Below are 24,160 nucleotides of genomic sequence, written 5' to 3' on the forward strand. Positions count from 1 at the left end.
TTCTTTAGAAATAAGTTATTCTTTAAAATAATTAAAATAATTGTAATTTCTTTAGAAATAGATTTATATATTTAAAAAATAATTGTAATTTCTTTAGAAATAAGTTATTCTTTAAAATAATTAAAATAATTGTAATTTCTTTAGAAATAAGTTATCATTTGATTGTTTAAATTGGATTGATTAAAAGTAATTTTGTATTTAATTATTTGAAAATAGATCATTCTTTAATTTATTATATGATGAATTATTATTTAGTAATTAGTTAAAAATAATATATTATTAAATTTAAAAATTAGCCAAAAATATGAAAAATAGAAATATGAAAAATACGGTGTTTTAATGTTAGAAAAATTTATGGAATCTTATAAGCTATTAATTATAATTCCAATGATAGTTGTGATTTTATCAGTTGGATTGATAGCTTTCAATGGATTAAATGAAGGGATAGAATTGAAAGGAGGTTCAATAGCTACAATAAAATTGAATGAACCTATTCCTTCTCCTGTTTTAGAAAATCAATTGAAAACTGCTTTAAATGTAGATGAAGTTGATATTTTAAATAATAATGGTAATGATGTAACCCTAGAAATAGGTACTGAAGTGAATCCAGCCTCATTTGCTTCGGCATTAAGTGGAAAAGGACAAGTGATTAGTTATAACTCAATTGGACCTGTTTTAAGCGATGAAGCACTGGGCCAAGTTTATTGGGCCATGTTATTTGCTTTTATATTTATGTCAATAACTGTTTTCATAATATTTAGAGAGATTGTTCCTTCAATCGCTATAATATTAGCTGCTGCTTCTGATATAATAATAGCTATTGGTGGAATGTCTTTATTCAACATCCCATTATCTATAGCTTCAGTTGGTGCAATTCTTATGTTAATTGGTTATAGTGTAGATACCGATATCCTTCTCACAACAAGAGTATTGCGAAGAAGAGAAGGAAAGGTAGTGGATCGTGCAAAGGAAGCTATGAAAACTGGACTGACCATGTCTATTACAGCTATTGCATCAATGGTAGTTTTATACGCAGTGACTGTGATTTTTATTCCCCAAGCCTCTACTTTAAGTAATATAGCTGCTGTTTTAATTTTTGGTTTATTGGCTGATATTTTAACAACATGGTTTATGAATCTTGGAATGATTAGATGGTATATGGAGTGGAGAACATGAGAAAAAGAGATTTATCCCAATTTTTCAAAGATAAAAGAGTTATATTATTAATAATATTAATTCTAGCTAGTGTAATTAGTATCTCCACAATTGGTATTCAAGAAGGTCTTGATTTAAAAGGAGGATCATTGTTACAGCTGCAACTTGAAAAGCCTGTTGATCAAGATACGATGAACGTTGTGACAACTGTTTTAGATAAACGTTTGAACATTTATGGAGTTAAAGATGTAAAGGTCAGAGCAAGTGGAGATCAAATTGTAATAGTTGAAATGGCAGGAGTTACGCCTGAAGAAATCGAGAGACTTATTGGATCTCCTGGAAAATTTGAAGCAAGAATAGGTAATGAAAGTGCAGAACCTGCATTAACGGGCTCTGATATAACAAATGTTGATATGTATGAGATAACAGGTACTTCCTGGACAGTCCCATTTAAAGTTTCACCAAGTGGAGCTCAACATTTTGCAGAAGCAGCTGAAGGGAAAGGTGGAGAAAAAGTTTACATGTACTTAGATGGGAAACTTATTGATGAAAATCCTCCAACACTCTCACCAGAGTTAGCTAACGGTAAAGGAGCCACTGAATTAACCGTTACAGGTGGAGCAAATACTGTAGAAGAAGCAGAAGCTCAAGCTATGGCAGTTTACACTGTTTTAAAAACAGGTACTTTACCTGTAAAACTTACAGTTATAGGTTCAAACACTATCTCCGCAGAATTAGGAGAACAATTCTTGAATGGAGCAATAATAGCAGGATTATTAGCAATTCTAGTTATTTCTCTCATCATATTCATTAGATATAGAAGACCTATTTTAGTTATACCTATCATAATAACAAGCGTTTCTGAAGTATTGATTGTTATGGGAATTGCTTCTATTATCCATTGGAACATAGATCTTTCAGCCATTGCAGGGCTTATTGCAGCAGTCGGTACAGGTGTAGATGATCAAATCATTATTACTGATGAAGTTCTAGGAAAAAATACAGATAACACCAAAAGAAGGAAAACTAGAACTAGAATGAGTGTAAAAAATGCATTATTTATAATATTTGCTTCTGCAGGTACATTAATTGCTGCAATGTTACCTCTTGCTTATGTAGGATTTGCAAGAGGAAGTAGTGGTATTGGAACTATATCAGGTTTTGCATTTACCACAATAATTGGAGTTTTAGTAGGAATCTTCATTACCAGACCTGCATTTGCTAAATTTTTAGAAATATTTATAAAGTAAATTCTTATGAATATTTCAATTTATTTTATTAAAAATCATTAAATCTTATCAAATTTTCTTTATTTTTATTTTCTATTTCTCAATATTAAAACCCACCCAAAACAACAATTTATTACATAATTTATAGTCTAAAAATTAGTTTAAAATTCTTAAATAAAATGAAAAAAGATGATAATCCTTCAATTTCAACTATTGAAAAATTAATAACCATATCTACAATCTTCAAAAGATAAACCAAGTTTTTTTTAATTAAAAAAAAATATTAAAGTGGCGAAAATATTGAGTGGGAAATAATTCCAAAATTAAAATTTTAAAAATCAGTAAAATCACGTTATTATTATTTTAAAGCATGAAAAAATATTATTATTTTAAAAAAATTAATTATATAAATTTAAATCATGACTTAAATCTTATAATAATATCAATATTCAAATAAATGAATTATAACATAGAAAAAATTTAATTTAATTAATTGATTTTAATATCAATCTTAAGGTCTATTAGAATTTTATCTAAAATTTAACTACTTAAATATATTTAATTCTAATAAATTAAGAAATAATATATGTTTATATTAGATTTAAACTCATAATATTAAGAATAAAATTTTATAAAAAATAATTATTTCCCACCCACTTATAAAATAAAAAAAATTTTAAATAAAAAATAATAGAAACCTTATCAATTCCATAAAATAAAAAATTTTAAATAAAAAATAATAGAAATCTTATCAATTCGATAAAATAAAAAATTTTAAATAAAAAATAATATATAATTTAAATTATGAAAAAACCTGAAATGAAAGTTGAAGCAATCAAAAATGGAACAGTTATTGATCACATAGCAGCTAATAAATCACTTCATGTTTTAAAGATTTTAAACCTACCAAATGGAGATACTAACGTTACAATAGCTATGAATGTCTCATCACATGCTGCTAAGAGAAAAGATATTGTAAAAATAGAAAATAGAGAACTTGATTCAAGTGAACTTGATCAAATTTCTTTGATTGCACCTGATGCCACAATAAATATAATAAGAGATTATGATGTGGTAGCTAAGGATAAAGTCCATTTTATGAAAGAATTAAATTCGATTATTAAATGTAGTAATCCTAAATGCATTACAAACACGAAAGAACCGATAAACTCCAAGTTTTATCTCTTAAAAACTTCTCCAATACTTCTAAGATGTCACTACTGTGAAAGATTAATTGGTGCTGAAGAACTAGATAAGCAATTTTAAAATCAAAAAATTCTCATTATTTTAAACTTTTATAGTCTATTAAGATTAGTTGATTTATTAATTCAACCATTATTTATATTAAAATAATTAAAAATAACTATTATTCAATCGACATATGTAATAACAGCTAATAATATTTATCATTCTGAAATATTATATCAATTAAACTATTTTTAAATATTTTTATTATATTTTAAAAAAGCAATCATCTGTTTATAAGATGAAGTTATACTTCCTTTAGCTATTTTACCATGGGGAGTTTTGACTTCACATGTGACTGACGGTATCTTCTTTAAGTTTAGAACATCTTCAAGAGCCCCAGGATATGATTTTCCAGCTTGATATTCATTTTTATAAGGATGCTTTGTTAATTTTGAAATAGCTATTGCCATCTTAGCACTTTTAAGTGTTGGGTTCTTAGTGCCTAAAATTATATTCTTACCAGGGAGTCCTCCAGGCATTGTGCAATGGAAATCCCCTACAGCTTGTATATTTTTAGATTTTGCAAATTTAACAACTTTGTTTGTAATACTTCCTTTTTTATTAGCTATTTTATTTAAGTTATTACCATTATAAAATCTAATATTTGCTGAAGTTGCCTTTGGTGCAATGAATGGGATAACATATATTGTTCCTTTTATTACCTTCTTTTTATTCAAATAATTAATAAGTTTCATGGCCGAAACTTGAGAAGATAGTTCAGATCCATGAACACCTGCAACAATAAGTGTTCTAGGCCCATTTCCATTCCCAAATTTTACAATTGGAGTTCCTGTTTTTGCAGCTTTAAGAACTTTGTTTGTGATATTAGATTTAGGGATATTTTTTTTGATTAATGAATTTTTAGTGACATCTGCTCCTGTACCCCATTTATATGAATAAACAGTGCCTGATGCGTGTGATACAGATGCAAATGATGTTTGAATAGCTATTAAAAGGATAGCTATCAAAATCAGTACAGTTACAATTTTTTTAAAATTAATCTTGAAAATAATTAGTAATGCCTCCTTTTATTATAATATTTAAAAACTTACTAATATTTATGAATTAAAAAGTATTTATTATTTTGCTAAAAGCATTGAAAACTATATTGAAAATAACTATCTAAAAATAAAATAATTAAAATAAATAAAAAAATAATTTAAATCAAAAATCAATATAAAAATAAAATAATTAAAATAAATAAAAAAATAATTTAAATCAAAAATCAATATAAAAATAAAATAATTAAAATAAAAAAAAATAATTTAAATCAATATAAATAAAAAATAAAATAATTTAAATCAAAAATTAATATAAAAAATAAAATAATTTAAATCAAAAATCAATATAAAAAAATAAAATAATTAAATAATAAAATTTCTAATTATTCAATTTTCTAATTCAGAAAGTAAATGTTTAGAAAGTCTTAAAGAAAGAGCTAAAATTACCAAAAGAGGAGGTGCTCCTGGAGCTTTCGGTATCACACTTGCATCACCAACATAAAGACCTTCGATTTCAGTTTTTAGATTATTATCAACAATTTCCCCAATAGCTGCTGTCCCTCCAGGATGAGCTCCTCTAAGGTTGGTTGAAACAATTGTCTTTGGATCCACTCCTGATTCAACTAAAATAGCTCCAGCTGCTGCTGATCCTTCAGCTATTAAACTAACATCTTTTATTGAGTTCTGTTTTATTACTTTTCCGTCTTTTACTTGACCAAATGTATCATCAGGTATTTTAACCATTATACTTAAAATATCTCCATCTTCTGCCCCATATTTTCTAAGTTTTTTAGCTACAAACTGAGAAAAATGAGGTGCGAGGACATAATTTTCTCCAACTACCAATCCTGTCATTAAAACATCTTTATTGAAACCTATATTCTTTAATACTCCACCTACAGTGACAAAAGGATCCAAGAACAATTTTTCCCCAGCAGGTAATCCAATTTTTTGAAGTAAAATAGCTGAATTAATAGCTCCAGCAGATAATACAACCAAATCAGAGCCTATAAATTTAGTCTCATCACTATTTTCTGATTTAACATAAACTCCCTTAATTTTATTGTCTTCCACAGATAGATCTACAACTTCAGTGCTGTCCAATAGCTCAGCTCCATTTTCAACAGCTATTTTGACAAAGTCAGCAGAACTCCATTTTGCATTCAATGGACAACCATAAGCACAGCTTCCACAAGGAACACAATCTTCATTTCTAATAAATTTTGGCATTTTAATAGGATTTAAATTGAGTTTTTCTGCTGCATCCATAAATTTTTGACTTCCTTTACCAAAATGATCATCATCCAACTCATGAATTGAGAGTAATTCTTCCACTTCATCAAGTTCCTTTGAAATTGGAATTCCTAGTGATTCAAATTCATCTTCCAGCAGCCTAACACCATTTCCAGCAGCCACAATAGTGGAACCTCCAACACAAGTAGTCTTTAATAGATCTACTCCCTCATCTGACTCATCATAATAATCAAAAGCATCTTTCGAATCTATTAGTGGACCTTTTTCAATCAATGTAACAGGAATATTAGCTAAAGCTAGTTTCATAGCTATTATAGCGCCACCTGCACCTGAACCAACAATAATTACCATTTTTACATCTCCAACTATGAATAAATGAATAAAAATATAAAGTAATGAATGATATAACTATTGTTATATAATCCCCTATTTAAATATATCGACTATCAATTAATAAATATTTATAATTATTAATTTATATTAGATAATTATTAATTTAATATAAAATTATAATTTAAAAAAAATGATTATAGTTTTAATTATTATAAGTTATTATAAATTATTTGAGTTATTATGAGTTATTGATTTAAAAATCTAATTAATTAATAATTTCTAAAAGCTACTAAAAATGAAAAATACGGTAAAAACTGAAAAAATAGAAAAATGAAAGCAAAGATTAAAATATTCTCTTCAAAAATAAAAATTAATGAATAAAGTTAGTTATTCAAATTATTCTGCATCCATCATTTCACCAGAAGTGATTTCGATTTGGCATCCTTTAGGACCACAACAAAAATGTTGTAAATCAAGAGTAATTTGCATATATTTCACCTCCTACAAAAACATATGTATTAACTATTTAATTAATATAAATAAAAATAAATAAAACTTTTTATTATATCTATTAAAAAATAAATAAAACTTTTTATTATATCTATTAAAAAATAAATAAAACTTTTTATTATATCTATTATTTTTTCTATTTCATATTATTCATTATAATAATTTTATAATTTTAATTGTAATAAATTAATATAATTAAATTAATATAATTAATACACTACTTAAATACAAATATTTTATATATTTATATTTATATAAATAATTTTTGATTTTTAGAGATTAGGATATTCAGATAAATTCAAAATCATATCTTATAATTTCATATATTGAAGGTTATATAGTTCTCATTAACACATGAAAATTTTAAATGATACTATTAAACCTTCATAAATTAGATAATCTATAACTAAGCCTATAAAATTATATTTGAAATGGTTCCTATTGTTAGTTGCAAATAATTAGCTGAACTTTTTAAAAATGAAGGGGTTGAATCTATATTTTCTGTAGTTTGTTTTTTGATCTCTTTAAAAGGTATCAATTCAGCTCTTGATCCATGAAAAGATTTATCTTTACCAGTAACTCCACAATAGTCTGCACCACAGTTAGAACAAGTTAATTCACCTTCATATGTTTTCTTTGGATTAAAAACTAGTGTTCCATGTGAATGACACAACGGACAATAGTTTTCCCAAGTTTTTGTATGATCCTTATAAGGAAGATTGTTAGAAGCACTTGGTTTAGCTATTACTGTGATAGTGCTGGCTGAAACTACTGATATGGATATCATAGACATTATAAATATTAGTGTGATTCCAAGAAATAATTTTTTGGAAATATTCTTCAAATTATCAAACTCCTTTCTTTTATTCTAATAATATTGAGAGTTTAGATTTTTTGCTTTGCAATAAAAATCAAACAAAATCTGCCACGATTTTTGAAGATTGAAACATTATAATCCCCTCCGACAAGGAATTTTTTTATATTAAAATAAGATAAAATAAGATTAATAAAATAATAGTTATAAATCATATAAATGAGTCATATGTCCATGGAACTATTAAGTTCTTGTTATAACTTATAACAGCCTCCAGATATCCTTAGTATTATCTTAATAATAGTTTAATAAGTAATTACTAATATTTAAATTTTGCCACAAAAATGGCTATTTAGACCCCTATTAAGTTATAACTTATACTTTTTAATTTGTTAATCAATATAATCTTAAATGATACTTTAAAAAAATTAAATATTAATAATTAGTGAACATACTGATATATCTAAACAAAATTTAAGGAAAAAGTTCAATAGATAACAGTGAAAATTATCATTATTCCAATATCATTAATTATTCCTGCAAAATCTACTAAAGAATTAATTAACCCCTTACAAAATCTACTGAAGTTAAAACTTTTAAGAATAAAAAGTTTGATAAGTTTTAAAATATATAAACACTATCAACGATCATTTGCATAATAAGCAAAAATATAAAAAATAATATGAAAGTTATATACAAAAAATGATACCAAAAAAATAATTAATTAATATGAAAACTACGAAAAAGGTAATTGATAGTAGAATTAAATAATAAACTAATTTGATAAGAAAATAACATAAAATATTACACTATTAATAAAAAAAATCAGGTAGGATAGTCATGGAAGAAAATTTAGATCTTTTTGAAAAAATAATCAATAAGGTTTCACCGAAAGTTGATTATGTAGATATTAGAGCAGGAGAAGGAAATAGTACCAATATAGTAATGAAAGATAATAAAATTCAAGAAATAAATACTGGTATCGATATTGGTGCAAGAATTAGAGTACTTAAAAATGGTGCTTGGGGATTTGCTTTCACTAACGATTTAAATAAGCTAAATGAAATATCTGAAACAGCTATTAGATTATCTAATGTTTTATCAAGTGATGTGGAATTAGGTGAAACAGAGATAGTTGAAGATAAAGTACAAAGTAAAGCAAAAATCCCAGTATCAGAAGTAACCATTGATGAAAAAAAAGAAATCATCACAGACGCAAGTAAAGCAGCCAATATTGGAGATGTTGTGAGTACAACCGTTAATTACTCAGATAATGAATCTCAAAGTATTTTTCTCAGTAGTGAGGGTAGTTCTATAGTCATGAATGAAACCAGAATTGGGTTATTCTTAAATGCAGCAGCATCCTCTGAAGATATTATTCAATTTGGTCATAGTAGTATTGGTGGTGCAAAAGGTTTTGAAGTTTTAAAAGAAGCAGATATCGAAAAATTTGGAAGAAAAATTGGAGAAAAGGCTACAAGGCTTTTAAAAGCAAAAAGCCCTCCTTCTGGTAGATTTCCAATAATAACTGATTGTGAACTAACTGGTGTTTTCATACACGAAGCATTAGGCCATGCTGCAGAAGCTGATTTAATATTACAAAATGATTCTATTTTAAAAGGGAAAATGGGAGAACAGATTGGTTCTGAAATTGTAAATATAATTGATGATGCAAGTTGTGATGGTTTTGGTTATTATGCTTACGATGCAGAAGGAGTAAAAAGTAAAAAGAACCAATTAGTGAAAAATGGAAAATTGGTATCTTTACTTAGTTCAAGAGAGTCAGCTTCAAAATTAAATATGACATCCTCTGGAAATTCAAGATCAATAATAAGTGAGCAACCCATTGTTAGAATGAGTAATAGCTATTTAGAACCAGGAGACATGAGTTTTGAAGAATTATTAGAAGATATAAATGAAGGAATTTATCTTAAAGGCTCAAGGGGAGGGCAAGTAGATACAGGGAAAGGAATTTTCCAATTCAATGCAGCAGAATCTTTTAAAATAGATAATGGGGAAATAACAGACCATTATAGAGACGTTTCTTTATCAGGAAATGTTATGGAAACATTGAAAAATGTTGATGCTTTAGGATCTGATTTTAAATTAAATACTGGTTTTTGTGGAAAATCAGGACAAACTGCTCCAGTTGGAGATGGTGGTCCCCATACGAGAATTTTAGACGCTACAGTAGGTGGCAGTAATTAATTCATAATGTCCAATTTTAATTTGATACTCAGAAAAATAATGATTTAAAAACATATAGAAACAATTTTAAAACATATATGGGAAAATAAGTAGTAAAATAATAATAATCATCAAATTTGTTATATAAGATTTATATCAATATATTGGAGAAATTATTATGCTAAAAAAAGAAGATGGAGATTATTTAATAAAAACAGCGCGATTAGCTATTGAAACATACCTCAAAAAAGGCATTAAAATTGATGTTCCAAAGGATTGTCCAGATTATCTAAAGAATGAAATGGGAGTTTTTGTAACTTTAAATAAAAATGATCAACTAAGAGGATGTATTGGATATCCTGAGCCAATAGCTCCATTAATAAATGCAACCATAGATGTAGCTATATCGGCAGCAATGAATGATCCTAGATTTCCTAATTTAAATTTAAGTGAATTTAAGGATATTGATGTAGAAATAACTGTTCTAACAAAACCAGAAGTTCTTACTGTAGCTAATCCTTCAGAATATCCAAATAAAATAACTATTGGAAAAGATGGTTTAATTGTTGAAAATAACTTTAATAAAGGATTACTTCTTCCACAAGTAGCTATTGAACATGAAATGACTAGTAAAGATTTTTTAGCTAATACTTGTATCAAAGCAGGTTTAAATCAAAATTGTTGGCTCGAAGAAAATACAAAAATTTCTACATTTAAAGGTCAAATTTTTAAAGAATAAGGATAAATCAATTGTACTGAAAAAAATAAAGATAATAAAACACACTATGAACAAAAATAGTGAAACACAAAGACGAAAAAAATAGAAAAAAGTAAAAAATAAATGTAAAAATAAAAGTAAAAAATAAATGTAAAAAATGAATGTAAAAATAAAGGTAAAAAATGAATGTAAAAATAAATGTAAAAATAAATGTAAAAAATAAATGTAAAAATAAAAGTAAAAAATAAAGGTAAAAAATGAATGTAAAAATAAATGTAAAAAATAAATGTAAAAATAAAAGTAAAAAATAAAGATAAAAAATAAAGGTAAAAAATAATAGTACTTTTTAATAAGCTTATATTTAACAAGATATATTTAATACATTTTAAGTTAATATGTGATAATATGATTATACCAACAATCCCTACTCCTGATGAACTTTTAGATAAAGGATTTAGACGAGGGAAAAAAGCAGCAGACTTAGCTAGAACATCAAAAATTCCAAGAAGATTAAAATCCAAGAGAATCGAAGAAATTAGAGTTATAACTGCTTGTCAAGTAATAAAAGATAGATTAAAAATGATATTGGATCGGGTTCCAGATATTGAAACTCTTCCAGAATTCTACCAAGACTACATAGATATAACCGTTGGTGTAGATGAGATGAAGAAATCTCTTGGTGCATTAAATTGGGCGTATGGAATTATAACTCAGCTAGAAAAAGATTATGCTAGTAAAATTAGACGATCTTTACCAGAAAATGCTTCATCATATCAAAAACAAGCATATGGTAGAATAGCTTCTGTTGTAAACAAAATCAAAAAAGATCTTGATTTTTTAGACTTTGCAAAAGCTAATCTTAGGAATATGCCCACCATAGACTTTGAAGCAACCACAATAGTTATAGCAGGATTTCCAAATGTAGGAAAATCAACACTGCTTCGCCAAATCACAAATGCTTCTCCAGAAGTAGCTGATTATCCATTTACAACCAAAGGTATTCAAATTGGACATCTTGAGAGAAACTGGAAAAAAATACAAATAATCGATACTCCTGGCCTTTTAGATCGTCCAATATTAGATATGAATGAAATAGAGCTAAATGCTATGGTGGCTCTTGAACACTTAGCTGATGCAATTCTATTCATAATTGATGTTTCAGAAACCTGTGGATATCCTATTGAAAATCAATATAACCTATCTGAAGAAATTAAAAGGATATTCAATGTGCCAATGATTTATCTCTTCAATAAGATGGATATATCCCAAATGAATAAAAAAGAAAATGATAAAAATACTGATAATGAAATTGAGTTAAAAAATGTCATTGATAGTTCTAAAAATGATTACGATGCGAATATCAGCTATTTGAACCAATATCTTAATAAAATCGATGAATATTTATTTATATCTGCTTATGAAGGAAAAGGAATCGAAGAAATATTAAAAAAACTAGAAAAAGTTGAAAAAATAGAAGAAGATAATTCTCAAATGGAAAACGAATATGAATATTGATTTAGAAAAAAATAATTTGATTATAACCATAATTTATAATAACATTGAATAATAAATATAATTAATACGATTTTTGTTAATTTAAAAGATATTTATATTAAAATAGAATATTATAAAAAATGGCTTAAAATCATAGAAAAAAGATAGATAAAAATGTAGATAATAAAAGATAGATAATAAACATAGGTATGAACAGATACATAGACAAAATTAAAAATTATTTCAGGAGAGAATTTAAATGAGGGATAAACGTACTCTAGAAAAAGGAGTTGCAGATAGTAAAGAAATGATGGATAAACATATGGAAAAAGGAAAAAATGTTGCTGGAAAAATGGCTAATGATTTTGGAAAAACAATGGACGATATTTTAGTAAACTTAAAATCTTTCCAAAAAGATTTTGACTCTAAAATAAGTGAATATAGAGAAATAACTCCTAGTAAAATAGATTTAGATCTTATTGACGGAGGAGAAAATTTATATGTGAAAGCAGATCTTCCTGGTGTTAATAAAGAAGATATCGATGTTGAAATTGTAGAACAAGAATTAACTATCATTGGATTATTTGGTGATGGTAATCAAAAAGAGGATTCAGCTTGCAATAAAGAAAACTGTGAATTCTTAATAAAAGGAAGAAAATATGGCCCAGCTAGAAGAAGTATTAGGTTACCTACTAAAATCAAAGAAAATGAATGTAAAGCCGAATTCAGTAATGGTGTCCTGTTATTAGAACTTCCTAAAGTTGAAGTCAAAAAATTAAAAGTTGATATTAAATAATATCCACTTAGAAAACTAAAATTATATAATAGTTGTAAATCTAACTATTATTTATATTATTTCTTTTTATAATTCTTTTATATTATGCCATTAATGCTTGTTTTTAATATTCCAGTAGTCCTTACTCTTAATATTATATTCTTAATAAAACATTGATTACTATATAGAACATTGACTATTATATCATAATTAAAATACTACTTTTTACAATACTTCATTATTAAATCAAAATAAGGCAATATAATAGATGTTAATGAATCAGTATCTTACTTTACCTATATGTCTTGTACTTCCCGGATCTTCACCATTATAATGAGCCAAATAATAAACAAACCATTCTAAAGGAATTACTAGAATAAATGGAGATAAAAGGTTGTTAATGTTAGAATAATCTTGTAATTTGAAAACAATAGTTTTTGCACTTAAATTTTCAGAAAAATCAATAGCTTTTTGAGTTATTTCATCAGAATCATAATCAGAATCTAAAAAAATTATTGGAACATCTTTTTCTGCTCTTTCTATTAATCCATGCCTAAATTCAGAAGAGTAAATGGGACAGGAATGTTTTAATGCTCCTTCCATTAACATAGTCATAGCTAATTTGTAAGCTAAACCATAATTTGGACCACTTCCTAAACAATAAAAAACATCCTCATCCTTTAAATCTTGTGCCAATTTCTTATTTTCTTCCTCTGTTTTTTTAATAATATCTTCCATTAAATCAGGAATAGAATGTAATTCTTCTAAGAGTTCATCAGCACGATCATAATCAGAAGCTGAAAATAATATTTGATAAAGTGAAGAAAGCTGAGTTACATACGTTTTTGTTCCAAGTATTGCTTCTTCACGGCCACATCTAGTTACAATAGAATCATTAGCCTCTTTTATCATAGAACTATCTCCTTCATTAGAAATAGCTATGGTATAAATTCCCAATTCATTAGCTTTTCTAAGAGCTGCTAAGGTATCAGCAGTTTCACCAGATTGAGAAGTAAAAATAGCTGCAGAGTTTTCATTATCAAGTTTTTTATTGTAAAAAAATTCATATCCTGTGAATACATCAATATTTAAACTAGTTACCATTTCAAGTGCATCTTTAGCAGTATAAGCTGTTGAAAGAGAACTTCCACATCCAACTAAATAGATTCTATTTACTGCAGTTAATCTTTCAGAAATTTTTTCCATGTTACTTAATTCTAACTGAAAAGTTTTTCTAATTGAATCAGGTTGTTCAAACAACTCACTATACATTTTATAATCCATTGTACCCCAACTAGTTACTATTTATAGATAATCTAAATTACTTTTAATAATATAAGTAATTGAAAAGATCTTTTAAAAAATATGGATAAATAAAAAGAAAGTTAGAAAATATTCTAAGAAATTTGAATAATCTTTTAAAACTTATAATATCCATTGATCTTATAAAATATTGTCTTTTATTATATTTAAATTATACTTGTTCATATATAATGATATTTTAGTAAACTTTAGAATCATGGCAATAATGAATTTATATAACAAAATTTAAAAGTATTGAAATAATTAATTCTAAAATAGTCTCATCTAATCCGAAATCATATTAGTATTAATTAATAATAAATTTTTGTTATTCTAATGTATAAATAATTAATAAATCATAGTATTAATATTAATAGTTAATGACTAATTATAAAAGCAATTATAAAATACCTAATTATATAAAATCATCCACTATTATGAAAGTATTCATTATTAATTCTTATTATATATTATAATCATTATAAAAAGATATAAAGAATATTAAAGATATTAAAAAGAAATATTATCTATCTTTATCAAATAGTTGATTAAAAAAATATGAAAATATATTAATTAATATTCTTTATTAAAAATCAGCTGAAAAAATCTAAGTTAAAATACTAAAATCATACACAAATCTAAGTTAAAATAATAATATCATATACAATAATAAATAATTGTTAGAAACTATTAAAAGGAGATATAATGAGTATTGATTTAAAGTCAATTGGTATGGAGAAAGGACAACAATATGAAACAATAATAACCACTGAAAATGCAGAAGGAATAAAAAATTCTGCACCCATTGGAGTTATATGTAAGGATAATGATGAATTTCTATGTCGTATATTTAAAGGTAGTGATACATTAAATAATATCATCCTAAAAAAGGAATTCGTTGTAAACATCACATTGAACCCCATTTTATTTACTTTATCCACAATCAATAATGTTCCTCAAGAATACTTTACAGAAGAATCAGGAATAGCTATTTTAAAAGATGTTGATGCTTATTTAAAATGTGAAGTAAAAGATATAAAAAAGGCCATTAAAGATACTGATCCTGTTAGAAAGTCTGAAATAGGAATAATAACATCTAAAGTGAAAGAAATTGTACTGAATAACAAATGTGCTAAAGCTCCAAATAGAGGATTTTATTCACTAATAGAATCATTAGTAAATTTTACAAGAATAGATATAGTGGATAACCAACAACAAGACTATTTTTTAGGAAAATTAAAAGAATCTACGAGAATCATTAACAAAGTTGGAAGTTCAGAGGATAAAAAAGCTATTGAATTATTAAGGAAAGCATTGAAGAGTAAAGGTTATAATATTAAATAGCTTACTCAAAAAACAAAAACCTAAAAAAATTATAAAAATACTAACCTACTCAAAAAACAAAAACCTAAAAAAAAATTATAAAAATACTAACCTACTCAAAAAACAAAAACCTAAAAAAATTATAAAAATACTAACCTACTCAAAAAACAAAAACCTAAAAAAAATTATAAAAATACTAACCTACTCAAAAAACAAAAACCTAAAAAAATTATTTTAAAAAATATATTTTAATCTTTATAATTATTTTTAAAAATATATCTAAAGATATATAGTTATAATATAATAACAATTACTAAAAAAATAATTACTAAGAATAATTGATTGAAAGAATGTTTAGGAGCCATTAGCTTTATGAAAGTTCGAACAAGAGATTTTATCTATACAAATGATGATTTATTCTTCGCATCTACTAATTACATACATCCAAAAGAGAGATTTATATCATTTTTAAGATATATTCCCAATAAAAATGGAGATAGAGAAAAAAATGGAAAAAGATATTCCAAAGTCACATCAGATAAAGCATATGAATATCTTCGAAAGAATCATCCAGAATACCTTTATTTTTGTGATATTAGTCAAGTAGAAATGATGGGAGTTCCAGTAGATAAAGTTAAAGAAATTATAAAACCTGAAGAAAGATTAAAAGAAATTAGGGAGTTAAATAAAAAAATTCCCTCAACCAATGTCCTAATAAAGAAATTATTGGATTTGGCAGATTTTTTTCATTATAAAGCTAGGATACCCTATGATCATCTTGGAATTTCGGGTTCTATTCTTCCAAATCTAGAGAAAAATCCCATTTCAGACATAGATTTCGTTGTATATGGCTTAAATAATCATAGAATAGCTATGAAAACCTTTAAAAAATTTAAAGATAAAGAAGTAGAATTAAAAATTCCCAATATGCAAACAAGCACAAAAAAGATAACTTTAAACCAGATAAAAGATAGCTATTGGGAAAAAATTTATCAAAAAAGAATGAAAGATTCTAGCCTATCAAAAAATGAATTTTGTTGGTATGAAAATCGTAAAAATAATAGAGGAATAATCGATGGAACTTTGTTTGATATATTAGCTACTCGTAATTTAGATGAAATCCATGGAAAATGGGGAGACACTAGATATGAACCTATTGGAATAGCTGAAATCGAAGCTACTATTAAAGATGCAATAGCTTCATATGATAATCCTGCTAAATACAAAATCGAAGATGTGAAGATTGTTAATGGTCTTGCTGGTAAAAAAGTTCTTATAAATGAAATTGACTCATTTACTCATACTTATGCAGGGCAAGCAGGAGAAAAAGAAAGAATCATTGCCAAAGGAAAAGTTGAAAAAGTTATAAAGAAAAATAAAAAAAATAGCTATCGATTGATTGTTGGAACAACAAGAGAATCCATTGATGAATTTATTAAATTGAAAGATAATCCTTTAGGATAATTATTTTAATAATATCCATATAATAATCATTAACATAATAAAGATTCTACTTAATCATTATAAAATTCTTCTATAATAAACCTTATCATAATAAAGATTCTTAATCATTATAAAATTCTTCTATAATAAACCTTATCATAATAAAGATTCTTAATCATTATAAAATTCTTCTATAATAAACCTTATCATAATAAAGATTCTACTTAATCTAATTGTAGTAATTTTTTATATCATTTTTATATTGTATTTTTATTTATTAATTTAATATGTTCTATGAATAGTTATGTAACAAGACTATCATTATAAAGAATAAATACCAAACAATAGAAATGTAATATAAAGATAATATAAAAATATAATAACAATCAACTATATTAATAGCATTAATAAATAATAAATAAAATAAATGTCAGAAATAGGAAAATAACATTACAAATTATAGTATTATGTCAATTATTTTTCACATAGAGGAGATTTAATGAGTGATAATGAAATAAACATTGGACTTATTGGTTTTGGAACAATAGGTGCTGGAGTAGTAGAAATATTTAATAAAAACCAAGATATAGTCAATCAAAAATGCGAAAAACAAGTGAACCTTAAAAAAGTAGCTGATTTAGATATAACAACAGACAGAGGAGTTAAAATAGATCCTGAAATCTTAACTACTGATGTTAATGATATATTAGAAAATGATGATATTGATATTGTTATAGAGCTTATGGGAGGATATGAACCTGCTCGAACATTTATATTAAAAGCATTTGACAATAAAAAACATGTTATCTCAGCAAATAAAGCGTTAATAGCTAAACATTGGGAAGAATTAATATCTACTGCAGATAAAAACAATGTTAAGTTTTCATTTGAAGCAAGTGTTGGGGGAGGAATTCCTGTACTTCAAACTCTAAATGAAAACTTAGCTGCTAATAGGATTGAAGCTGTTTATGGAATCATGAATGGAACAGCTAACTATATATTAACAAAGATGAGTGAAGATGGATCTCAATTCGCTGATGTTCTAACAGAAGCACAAGAAAAAGGATATGCAGAAGCAGATCCTACATTTGATATAGAAGGACATGATACAGCTCAAAAATTAATCGTACTTACTAAGCTTGGTTTTGGAGAATATGTTGAACAATCAAAGTTCCATGTTGAAGGAATCAGTAATATAACTCCTGAAGATATAGAATTCGCTAAAAACGAATTAAATTATGCTATAAAGCTATTAGGAATAGCTAAACAAAGCAATGGTGGATTAGAAATTAGAGTTCACCCTACTTTTATTCCAAAAAGTCATTTATTAGCATCAGTTGATGATGTGTTCAATGCAATATACATACAAGGTGACTTTGTAGGTCCAGTTATGTTATATGGTCAAGGAGCTGGAAGAATGGCAACAGCAAGTGCAGTAGTTGGTGATTGTATTGATCTTATATTAAACAAAAATAAGAAAATTAGCTATGGTCCTAATATTTCCCAAGTGGAAAAAATCAAGAAAATTTCCGAAGTTTCATCAAAATACTATATCAGTCTTAAAGCTCTTGATAGACCAGGAGTACTTGAAACAATAACTGGAATATTAAACAAGAATGGAATAAGCATTGAATCAATAGCACAAAAGACGAATTCAGAAACACAAGCTGTTCCCATAATTATTGTTAGCCACGAAACTAAAGAAGAAAATATGCAACAAGCAATAGCTAAAATCAATGATTTAACTGATGTAAAAGAAAAAATTAGATTAATTAGAATATTAGAAGAATAACATTATTAAATTAATTTTAGCTATTAAAATTCAATAGTAATTTTTTTACTTCTAAACATTCATTTTTATTATATTTTAAAGTTTGACTCATTACAAAAAGTAAAATTTTAAAAAATTTTAACAAAAACATTACTCAAGATTCTTTATATTAGTAAAAATTATTATGTAAAAATTATTACTAAGAACTATTGGTAATCATTAGTTAATAATTATTATAAAAATATTTATTAATTGCTGCTGTAGTTCCAGTATAATTATAAAAAATGATTATTGTATAATCAAGGATATTATTAGCAAAAAAGAAAAAGTAAATCATTTAAATAAGCTTACAAAATTAAATTTGTCAACATCAAAGAGTCCCTTATCACTTAATTTTAAACTCGGAATAACTAAAAGGCTCATGAATGATAAAGTCATGAAAGGGGCTTCTAAAGTACAGCCTAGTTCATTAACTGCCATAGTAATTTCTTCAAGTTCACTTGAAACAGTGACTAATTCTTTATCACTCATGAGTCCAGCTATTGGAAGTCTTAGTATTTTTTCAACTTTTTCTTCCTTATTACCAGATACAACAGTTAATCCACCTTGATTTTCATGAATCAAGTTAACTGCCTTAGCCATATCATCACCATTTGTTCCAACCACTACTATATTATGAGAATCATGAGCTACACTTGAAGCTATTGCCCCAGTTTTTAGATTAAACCCTCTAATAAATGCATTAGCTATGTTATTATTCCCATATCTTTCAACAATAGCTAATTTTAAGATATCTTTATCAATATTTTCTTTAACAAGATTTTCTTCAATATTTAAACTTTCTTCAAGTTTGTTTGTTACAATCTCTCCATCTATTGCTTCAATAATTCGAACATTTACAGAAGATTTGAATTTATCAGAAGTTTTAGATTCATCAGGAGATATAGGATCATCTAAAGCAATATCAAAATCACTGGGAAGTGTTTCATTTAAAATAAAAGTATCTTTTAAACTCGGCTTTTTAGCATTAATAAAAGAGATTCCTTCTTCAGCCACCAATTTTCCATCTATAAATGTCTTTTTAACATCTAAATTTTGAATAGTATCAATTAAGACAAAATTAGCTTTTCTACCAGAGGCTATTATCCCAGTATTAAGATTATAATGCTGTGAAACGTTTATTGTGACCATTTTAATAGCTTCAATTGGATCAATTCCTAAAGAAATAGCTTTTTTGATTAATAGATTTAAGTGTCCCTTTTTAAGATCTCTAGGATCTTTATCATCACTTACAAGGAAATCGAATAGAGGATTCTTTAAAATGTTTTCAAAATCCTCAGCAGAAACAGAACCAAAAAAATCTTGATTTGTAAAGAGATTAATTCTATCTTTTATACTGAAAAGAGCCTCCATATTCTTAGCAGAAGATCCCTCTCTTACCATTATTTTCATACCAAGTTTCTTTTTTTCAATAGCTTCATCAAAATTCATACATTCATGATCTGTGGATATTGTTACTCCTTCAATCCCATTTTGAATATAATTTTCTAAATCCTTACCTGATAACATAGGAGCATGACCATCGATTGGTTTTTGATGTTTTTTAGCTATTTTTAACTTTTCCATTACATTATCATCATTATTTATAACTCCAACATAATTCATAACTTCTCCTAATGATACAATTTCATCTTTTAACATGATTTCATCAAGAGCTAAGTTATCAATAGAAAATCCTGATGTCTCAAATGATGTAGCAGGAACACAAGAAGGAGCAGAGAAATAGAAATCAAATGGAACTTTAGATGCATCATTTATCATGAAATCAACACCTTCAATTCCCATTACATTAGCTATTTCATGAGGATCAGCTATTACAGAAGTTGTACCATATGGAACTACAGCTTTAGCAAAATTAGAAGGAGTTAGCATTGTACTTTCAATATGAATATGGGCATCTATAAAACCTGGAACTATAATTCCATCAAAGTCTAGTTTTGAATTCCCATCAATTCTATTAACTTCTTTAAAATAGCTATTTTCTATAATGATCTCAGCAGGATAAATTTCATTACTTTCAACATCTAGAATATTGGCTTTAAAATTTTTAATTCCTTCACTATCAATAATATTCATTTTATCTCAAATAAAAAATTGTTAAATTAAAAAATTACGATGCTATTTCTCTAATTCAGAATATAAAGTTGGTAAAAATGCCCCTATATCTGTTACAACACTTACAACTTGGGCACTTCCCCTATCTGAAAGCTTTGTAACTGTAGCAGGGTTGATATCAACACATATACTTTTGACTCTAGAAGGCAATATGTTTCCAGTAGCTATTGAATGTAACATAGTAGCTATCATTATAACCATGTCTACTTCTTGAGCATATACTCGCATAGCTTCTTGAGCTTCAATAACATCAGTTATAACATCTGGAAGTGGGCCATCATCACGTATAGAGCCTGCAAGAATATAAGGAACATTATTCTTAACACATTCATACATTATGCCTTTTTTTAATATGCCAATTTCAACAGCTTTTTCTATAGAGCCTGCATTATTTATTGTATTAATAGCTCTCATGTGATGAGTATGACCTCTACTTACAACTTCTCCAGTCTTTATGCAAACTCCTAGTGATGTTCCATAAAGAGCATTTTCAATGTCATGAGTAGCTAATGCATTACCTGCAAAAATAATGTCAATGAACCCTTCTTTAATCATTCTAGCCAAAAGATCTGCAGAACCAGTATGTACAATAGCAGGTCCTCCAACAATAGCTATTTTCCCACCATTAGATTTTATTTCTTTTATTTCGGAAGCTATATTCTTGATTATATTCATCAATGGTTTTTCTGAGGAAACATCACTGTTCATGAATTCAAAAACCCCTTGTTTACCTCTTGGACGTTCTGGAGGAGTTACACGTATTCCTTCCCTACCAACAACTATTAACTCTCCTTTTTTAATTTTCCCAATTGCTTTACATGATGCTTTATTATTTTTTTCATCAACAACAATCATACAGTCCATTTCAATTTCATCAACAAGTAACCAAACACCTTTATAAAGAACATGAGTTACATGGTTAGTGGTTGAATAGAAATTATCTGGAGCAACCTTATCTTTTGGAGAAGCTACAATTTTCACTTCTTTTATTTCTGATATTGATGCACCAATTTCGCTTAATTCATCTAATATTTGATTTAATAAAGAGGGTGAATCTGCTGAGACAATTATCTTAGCTCTACTTACATCTGATTTTTTTTTCCCTATGTCAAACTCAAGTATCTTAAAATCTCCACCTTTATCCATAATTATGTCCAAAGTCTTTGGAAGAATTAGAGAATCGATAATATGACCAGAAAGTTCTATTTCTCTTTGATTCATTAGGTATACCTCCTTAATAATAGCTATTATAAATATGCATCAATAATCAATATTAATTAAAATATATTGAATGTAATATTTAAAGTTTTGCTAATTTAGATTCTTATTTTAAAGTACTTGACTAAGTACAATTATTAATTAATTAAACAGATGATTAATATTTATAATAAAAAATAAAGAATATTTATTTTTAAATTTGGATAAAAATTATTAAAAGAACCTTATTTTCAAAAATATAAAGAAAATTATTAATGAATTCAAATATATTGGCTTAATTAAATATTTGATTAAATACAATGCCTATATGAATTTTAATAGTTATAAAAAATTTTTATTTTTATAATATTAAAAATCTTTAATTTTTTAATATTTATAATAGTTATCTTAATTATTTTAATTATTTTAATTAAAGAATATATTATCCAAAATAAACTAAATAATATCTAAAAATTCTTAATATGATATTTTAGTCTAATGTATTAATTAAAAAAGAGATTATCCAAAATAAACTAAATAATATCTAAAAATTCTTAATATGATATTTTAGTCTAATGTATTAATTAAAAAAGAGATTATCCAAAATAAACTAAGTAATATATAAAATATTTACTATTTTAATTAATTAAAGTTAAAAAATCATAAACTATTTTAGCTGCTGTTATTGCTGATCTATCCCCAAGTGTATTAGTAGATAACTCTACTAAATCAAAACCAATAATTTGTTTTTTAGTTAAAATTCCAAGGAGTTGATTCATATCATTTGGAGAAATCCCATTTGGAATAGGATTTCCAACAGCAGGGACATAAATAGGATCAAAAACATCTAAATCAATACTAAGGTAAATAGGCCCATTAATAGATGCTAATTCATCTTTTACATGTTCATTTGCATAATTTAGGTAATTTGATGTGAAAACTTCAATATTATCATTAGAAAGACCATAATTATCTTCTTCAAGAGAAGCAGAGCGGATTCCAATTTGAACTATCTTTTTTGGAGAAAGTTCATGAATTCTTCTCATTACTGTTGCATGAGAACATTTTTCACCCTGATAAGTATCAATCATATCCATATGAGCATCAAAATGGACAATTGTAATATCATTAATGTCATACTCTTTTGATAGAGATTTAAGTGGAGATAAACTAATACTATGTTCTCCTCCTAAAATAATAGGGAATAATCCTAGAGATAATAATTCATCAACAGCTTGTTCAAGATTTTCAGATGTTTTCCTGCAATTTCCATGCACAACATTTAAATCTCCAAAATCATAAAAATTAGTAATCAATTCGCGATTATAAGAAATATCATATTTTTCAAAGCTATTAGAAGCTTCCCTTATAGCTATTGGGCCTAAACGAGATCCTGAATGATAAGAACTAGTACTATCAAAAGGAACTCCAATAATTCCCCAATTAGATAAATTATTAGGATTAGCCTTTGTTAAAGCTTTAATATCTTCCAAATCATAGTAATGTTTTGAAAAAGCAAATTTTCCAGGATCATGTGTATTAAATAGCATCAAAAAACCTTTAAAATTATATAGATGGATATATTTTTATATTTATTTCATGTATTATCTATTCTTATATATTTTGATATTATTATAGATTCCTACTATTCTTTATATTTCTATAAGATATTAACTATCAGTAGTTCGCAAAGTAAAGTATTATATTGTGTGGTGTAGTATTATTAAGTTATGAAACAAAAAAACACACCACATAAAATACTATTGAATGATGAGGTATTGAATCTTTCGGTGAATGTGATTAAAGATATGTTAGAGTTGAAATCAGCTCCTAATGCTATGTATAATGATAAAACGATTGTTTATCATCTTTTTAATGCCGATACTTCTCGAACTAGTGTTAATAATGTTAGTAGTTTTTGTATTGATGCTCCTTCAGAAGGAATAATTAGCTATAAGCTTCATAATATTAATTCAGATAGAATTCAAGATGAATTTAAATGAAAATTTAAAGATTCATGAAATTAAAACCATACATAAGAAACAAAACACCTTTGGTATTGATTTTGTCGATATTCCTTATTATGGTGAGGAAAAAGGGAGTTGAAATACCATAAAAAGGAAACCTAAACAAGGAACTAGTCGATTTTACGCTTATACCCCCATATAAATAATATTAAGAAACAAACGCTACACCTTAGCTGTGAAACATGTTAAAAAGGAGAAACTTTA

Annotated in this window: 18 protein-coding genes; 11 read left to right on the forward strand and 7 right to left on the reverse strand. The window is 26.2% G+C overall.

The window, feature by feature from the left end; genetic code table 11:
* Window positions 1-339 precede the first annotated feature (339 nt).
* From MBCUT_RS08855 to pyrI, 3 genes are all read left to right on the forward strand, one after another.
* Window positions 340-1,176, forward strand: a complete 837-nt coding sequence (locus MBCUT_RS08855) for a protein translocase subunit SecF (RefSeq protein ID WP_067260319.1) — start codon at window positions 340-342, stop codon at window positions 1,174-1,176.
* Window positions 1,173-2,405, forward strand: a complete 1,233-nt coding sequence (locus MBCUT_RS08860) for a preprotein translocase subunit SecD (protein WP_067260320.1) — start codon at window positions 1,173-1,175, stop codon at window positions 2,403-2,405. Before MBCUT_RS08855 ends, MBCUT_RS08860 begins: the two co-directional genes overlap by 4 nt.
* Before the next feature lie 783 nt (window positions 2,406-3,188).
* Complete coding sequence (pyrI, locus tag MBCUT_RS08865; RefSeq protein ID WP_067260321.1) at window positions 3,189-3,650, forward strand: aspartate carbamoyltransferase regulatory subunit; 462 nt, start codon at window positions 3,189-3,191, stop codon at window positions 3,648-3,650.
* A gap of 173 nt (window positions 3,651-3,823) precedes the next feature.
* On the opposite strand, the gene MBCUT_RS08870 is transcribed toward pyrI, so the two are convergent.
* The 3 genes from MBCUT_RS08870 to MBCUT_RS08880 form a co-directional block, all read right to left on the reverse strand.
* Window positions 3,824-4,600, reverse strand: coding sequence for a succinylglutamate desuccinylase/aspartoacylase domain-containing protein (locus MBCUT_RS08870; protein ID WP_245634981.1), 777 nt, complete (start codon window positions 4,598-4,600; stop codon window positions 3,824-3,826).
* Window positions 4,601-5,020: 420 nt separating this feature from the next.
* Window positions 5,021-6,238, reverse strand: coding sequence for a GMC family oxidoreductase N-terminal domain-containing protein (locus MBCUT_RS08875; protein WP_067260323.1), 1,218 nt, complete (start codon window positions 6,236-6,238; stop codon window positions 5,021-5,023).
* A 904-nt stretch (window positions 6,239-7,142) separates the two neighbouring features.
* Window positions 7,143-7,574 (reverse strand): hypothetical protein, encoded by a 432-nt coding sequence (locus MBCUT_RS08880; protein ID WP_067260324.1) that lies wholly within the window; start codon window positions 7,572-7,574, stop codon window positions 7,143-7,145.
* Window positions 7,575-8,384: 810 nt separating this feature from the next.
* Between MBCUT_RS08880 and MBCUT_RS08885 the strand changes: the two genes are divergently transcribed.
* From MBCUT_RS08885 to MBCUT_RS08900, 4 genes are all read left to right on the forward strand, one after another.
* Window positions 8,385-9,752, forward strand: coding sequence for a TldD/PmbA family protein (locus MBCUT_RS08885; protein ID WP_067260325.1), 1,368 nt, complete (start codon window positions 8,385-8,387; stop codon window positions 9,750-9,752).
* A 157-nt stretch (window positions 9,753-9,909) separates the two neighbouring features.
* Window positions 9,910-10,470, forward strand: a complete 561-nt coding sequence (locus MBCUT_RS08890) for a TIGR00296 family protein (RefSeq protein WP_067260326.1) — start codon at window positions 9,910-9,912, stop codon at window positions 10,468-10,470.
* A gap of 384 nt (window positions 10,471-10,854) precedes the next feature.
* On the forward strand, window positions 10,855-11,964 hold the full coding sequence (locus MBCUT_RS08895; RefSeq protein ID WP_067260327.1) for an NOG1 family protein: 1,110 nt from the start codon (window positions 10,855-10,857) through the stop codon (window positions 11,962-11,964).
* Window positions 11,965-12,202: 238 nt separating this feature from the next.
* Complete coding sequence (locus MBCUT_RS08900) at window positions 12,203-12,739, forward strand: Hsp20/alpha crystallin family protein (protein WP_084270785.1); 537 nt, start codon at window positions 12,203-12,205, stop codon at window positions 12,737-12,739.
* A 258-nt stretch (window positions 12,740-12,997) separates the two neighbouring features.
* Here MBCUT_RS08900 and MBCUT_RS08905 read toward each other — a convergent pair whose 3' ends face one another.
* The gene (locus MBCUT_RS08905) at window positions 12,998-14,002 is read right to left on the reverse strand and encodes an SIS domain-containing protein (RefSeq protein ID WP_067260328.1); all 1,005 of its coding nucleotides are present in this window, start codon (window positions 14,000-14,002) and stop codon (window positions 12,998-13,000) included.
* Between the two features lie 723 nt (window positions 14,003-14,725).
* Between MBCUT_RS08905 and MBCUT_RS08910 the strand changes: the two genes are divergently transcribed.
* The 3 genes from MBCUT_RS08910 (at window position 14,726) to MBCUT_RS08920 (ending at window position 18,578) form a co-directional block, all read left to right on the forward strand.
* Window positions 14,726-15,364, forward strand: a complete 639-nt coding sequence (locus tag MBCUT_RS08910) for a DUF447 domain-containing protein (protein ID WP_067260329.1) — start codon at window positions 14,726-14,728, stop codon at window positions 15,362-15,364.
* Between the two features lie 351 nt (window positions 15,365-15,715).
* The gene (locus MBCUT_RS08915) at window positions 15,716-16,807 is read left to right on the forward strand and encodes a DNA polymerase subunit beta (protein ID WP_067260360.1); all 1,092 of its coding nucleotides are present in this window, start codon (window positions 15,716-15,718) and stop codon (window positions 16,805-16,807) included.
* A 478-nt stretch (window positions 16,808-17,285) separates the two neighbouring features.
* Window positions 17,286-18,578, forward strand: a complete 1,293-nt coding sequence (locus MBCUT_RS08920; RefSeq protein WP_067260330.1) for a homoserine dehydrogenase — start codon at window positions 17,286-17,288, stop codon at window positions 18,576-18,578.
* Between the two features lie 312 nt (window positions 18,579-18,890).
* Here MBCUT_RS08920 and ade read toward each other — a convergent pair whose 3' ends face one another.
* The 3 genes from ade to speB form a co-directional block, all read right to left on the reverse strand.
* On the reverse strand, window positions 18,891-20,693 hold the full coding sequence (gene ade, locus MBCUT_RS08925) for an adenine deaminase (RefSeq protein ID WP_067260331.1): 1,803 nt from the start codon (window positions 20,691-20,693) through the stop codon (window positions 18,891-18,893).
* A 42-nt stretch (window positions 20,694-20,735) separates the two neighbouring features.
* Window positions 20,736-21,953: an ornithine cyclodeaminase gene (locus MBCUT_RS08930; RefSeq protein WP_067260332.1), complete on the reverse strand. Its 1,218-nt coding sequence runs from the start codon at window positions 21,951-21,953 to the stop codon at window positions 20,736-20,738.
* A 614-nt stretch (window positions 21,954-22,567) separates the two neighbouring features.
* A complete protein-coding gene (speB, locus tag MBCUT_RS08935) occupies window positions 22,568-23,479 on the reverse strand; it encodes an agmatinase (RefSeq protein WP_067260333.1) in 912 nt (303 codons plus the stop codon).
* 180 nt (window positions 23,480-23,659) lie between these two features.
* Here speB and MBCUT_RS08940 point away from each other — a divergent pair, with 180 nt between their 5' ends.
* Complete coding sequence (locus MBCUT_RS08940; protein ID WP_157082561.1) at window positions 23,660-23,932, forward strand: hypothetical protein; 273 nt, start codon at window positions 23,660-23,662, stop codon at window positions 23,930-23,932.
* Window positions 23,933-24,160 lie beyond the last annotated feature (228 nt).

Source organism: Methanobrevibacter cuticularis, from assembly GCF_001639285.1.
In the GTDB taxonomy this organism is placed as follows: Archaea; Methanobacteriota; Methanobacteria; order Methanobacteriales; family Methanobacteriaceae; genus Methanobaculum; species Methanobaculum cuticulare.

Bases quoted from the DNA above. Each gene is read 5' to 3' on its own strand.
- MBCUT_RS08905 (WP_067260328.1), bottom strand. From the start codon at position 14,002: ATGGATTATAAAATGTATAGTGAGTTGTTTGAACAACCTGATTCAATT.
- MBCUT_RS08915 (WP_067260360.1), top strand. From the start codon at position 15,716: ATGAAAGTTCGAACAAGAGATTTTATCTATACAAATGATGATTTATTC.
- MBCUT_RS08895 (WP_067260327.1), top strand. From the start codon at position 10,855: ATGATTATACCAACAATCCCTACTCCTGATGAACTTTTAGATAAAGGA.
- MBCUT_RS08910 (WP_067260329.1), top strand. From the start codon at position 14,726: ATGAGTATTGATTTAAAGTCAATTGGTATGGAGAAAGGACAACAATAT.
- ade (WP_067260331.1), bottom strand. From the start codon at position 20,693: ATGAATATTATTGATAGTGAAGGAATTAAAAATTTTAAAGCCAATATT.
- MBCUT_RS08875 (WP_067260323.1), bottom strand. From the start codon at position 6,238: ATGGTAATTATTGTTGGTTCAGGTGCAGGTGGCGCTATAATAGCTATG.
- MBCUT_RS08885 (WP_067260325.1), top strand. From the start codon at position 8,385: ATGGAAGAAAATTTAGATCTTTTTGAAAAAATAATCAATAAGGTTTCA.
- MBCUT_RS08900 (WP_084270785.1), top strand. From the start codon at position 12,203: ATGAGGGATAAACGTACTCTAGAAAAAGGAGTTGCAGATAGTAAAGAA.
- MBCUT_RS08920 (WP_067260330.1), top strand. From the start codon at position 17,286: ATGAGTGATAATGAAATAAACATTGGACTTATTGGTTTTGGAACAATA.
- pyrI (WP_067260321.1), top strand. From the start codon at position 3,189: ATGAAAAAACCTGAAATGAAAGTTGAAGCAATCAAAAATGGAACAGTT.
- MBCUT_RS08860 (WP_067260320.1), top strand. From the start codon at position 1,173: ATGAGAAAAAGAGATTTATCCCAATTTTTCAAAGATAAAAGAGTTATA.
- MBCUT_RS08890 (WP_067260326.1), top strand. From the start codon at position 9,910: ATGCTAAAAAAAGAAGATGGAGATTATTTAATAAAAACAGCGCGATTA.
- MBCUT_RS08940 (WP_157082561.1), top strand. From the start codon at position 23,660: ATGAAACAAAAAAACACACCACATAAAATACTATTGAATGATGAGGTA.
- MBCUT_RS08855 (WP_067260319.1), top strand. From the start codon at position 340: ATGTTAGAAAAATTTATGGAATCTTATAAGCTATTAATTATAATTCCA.
- speB (WP_067260333.1), bottom strand. From the start codon at position 23,479: ATGCTATTTAATACACATGATCCTGGAAAATTTGCTTTTTCAAAACAT.
- MBCUT_RS08930 (WP_067260332.1), bottom strand. From the start codon at position 21,953: ATGAATCAAAGAGAAATAGAACTTTCTGGTCATATTATCGATTCTCTA.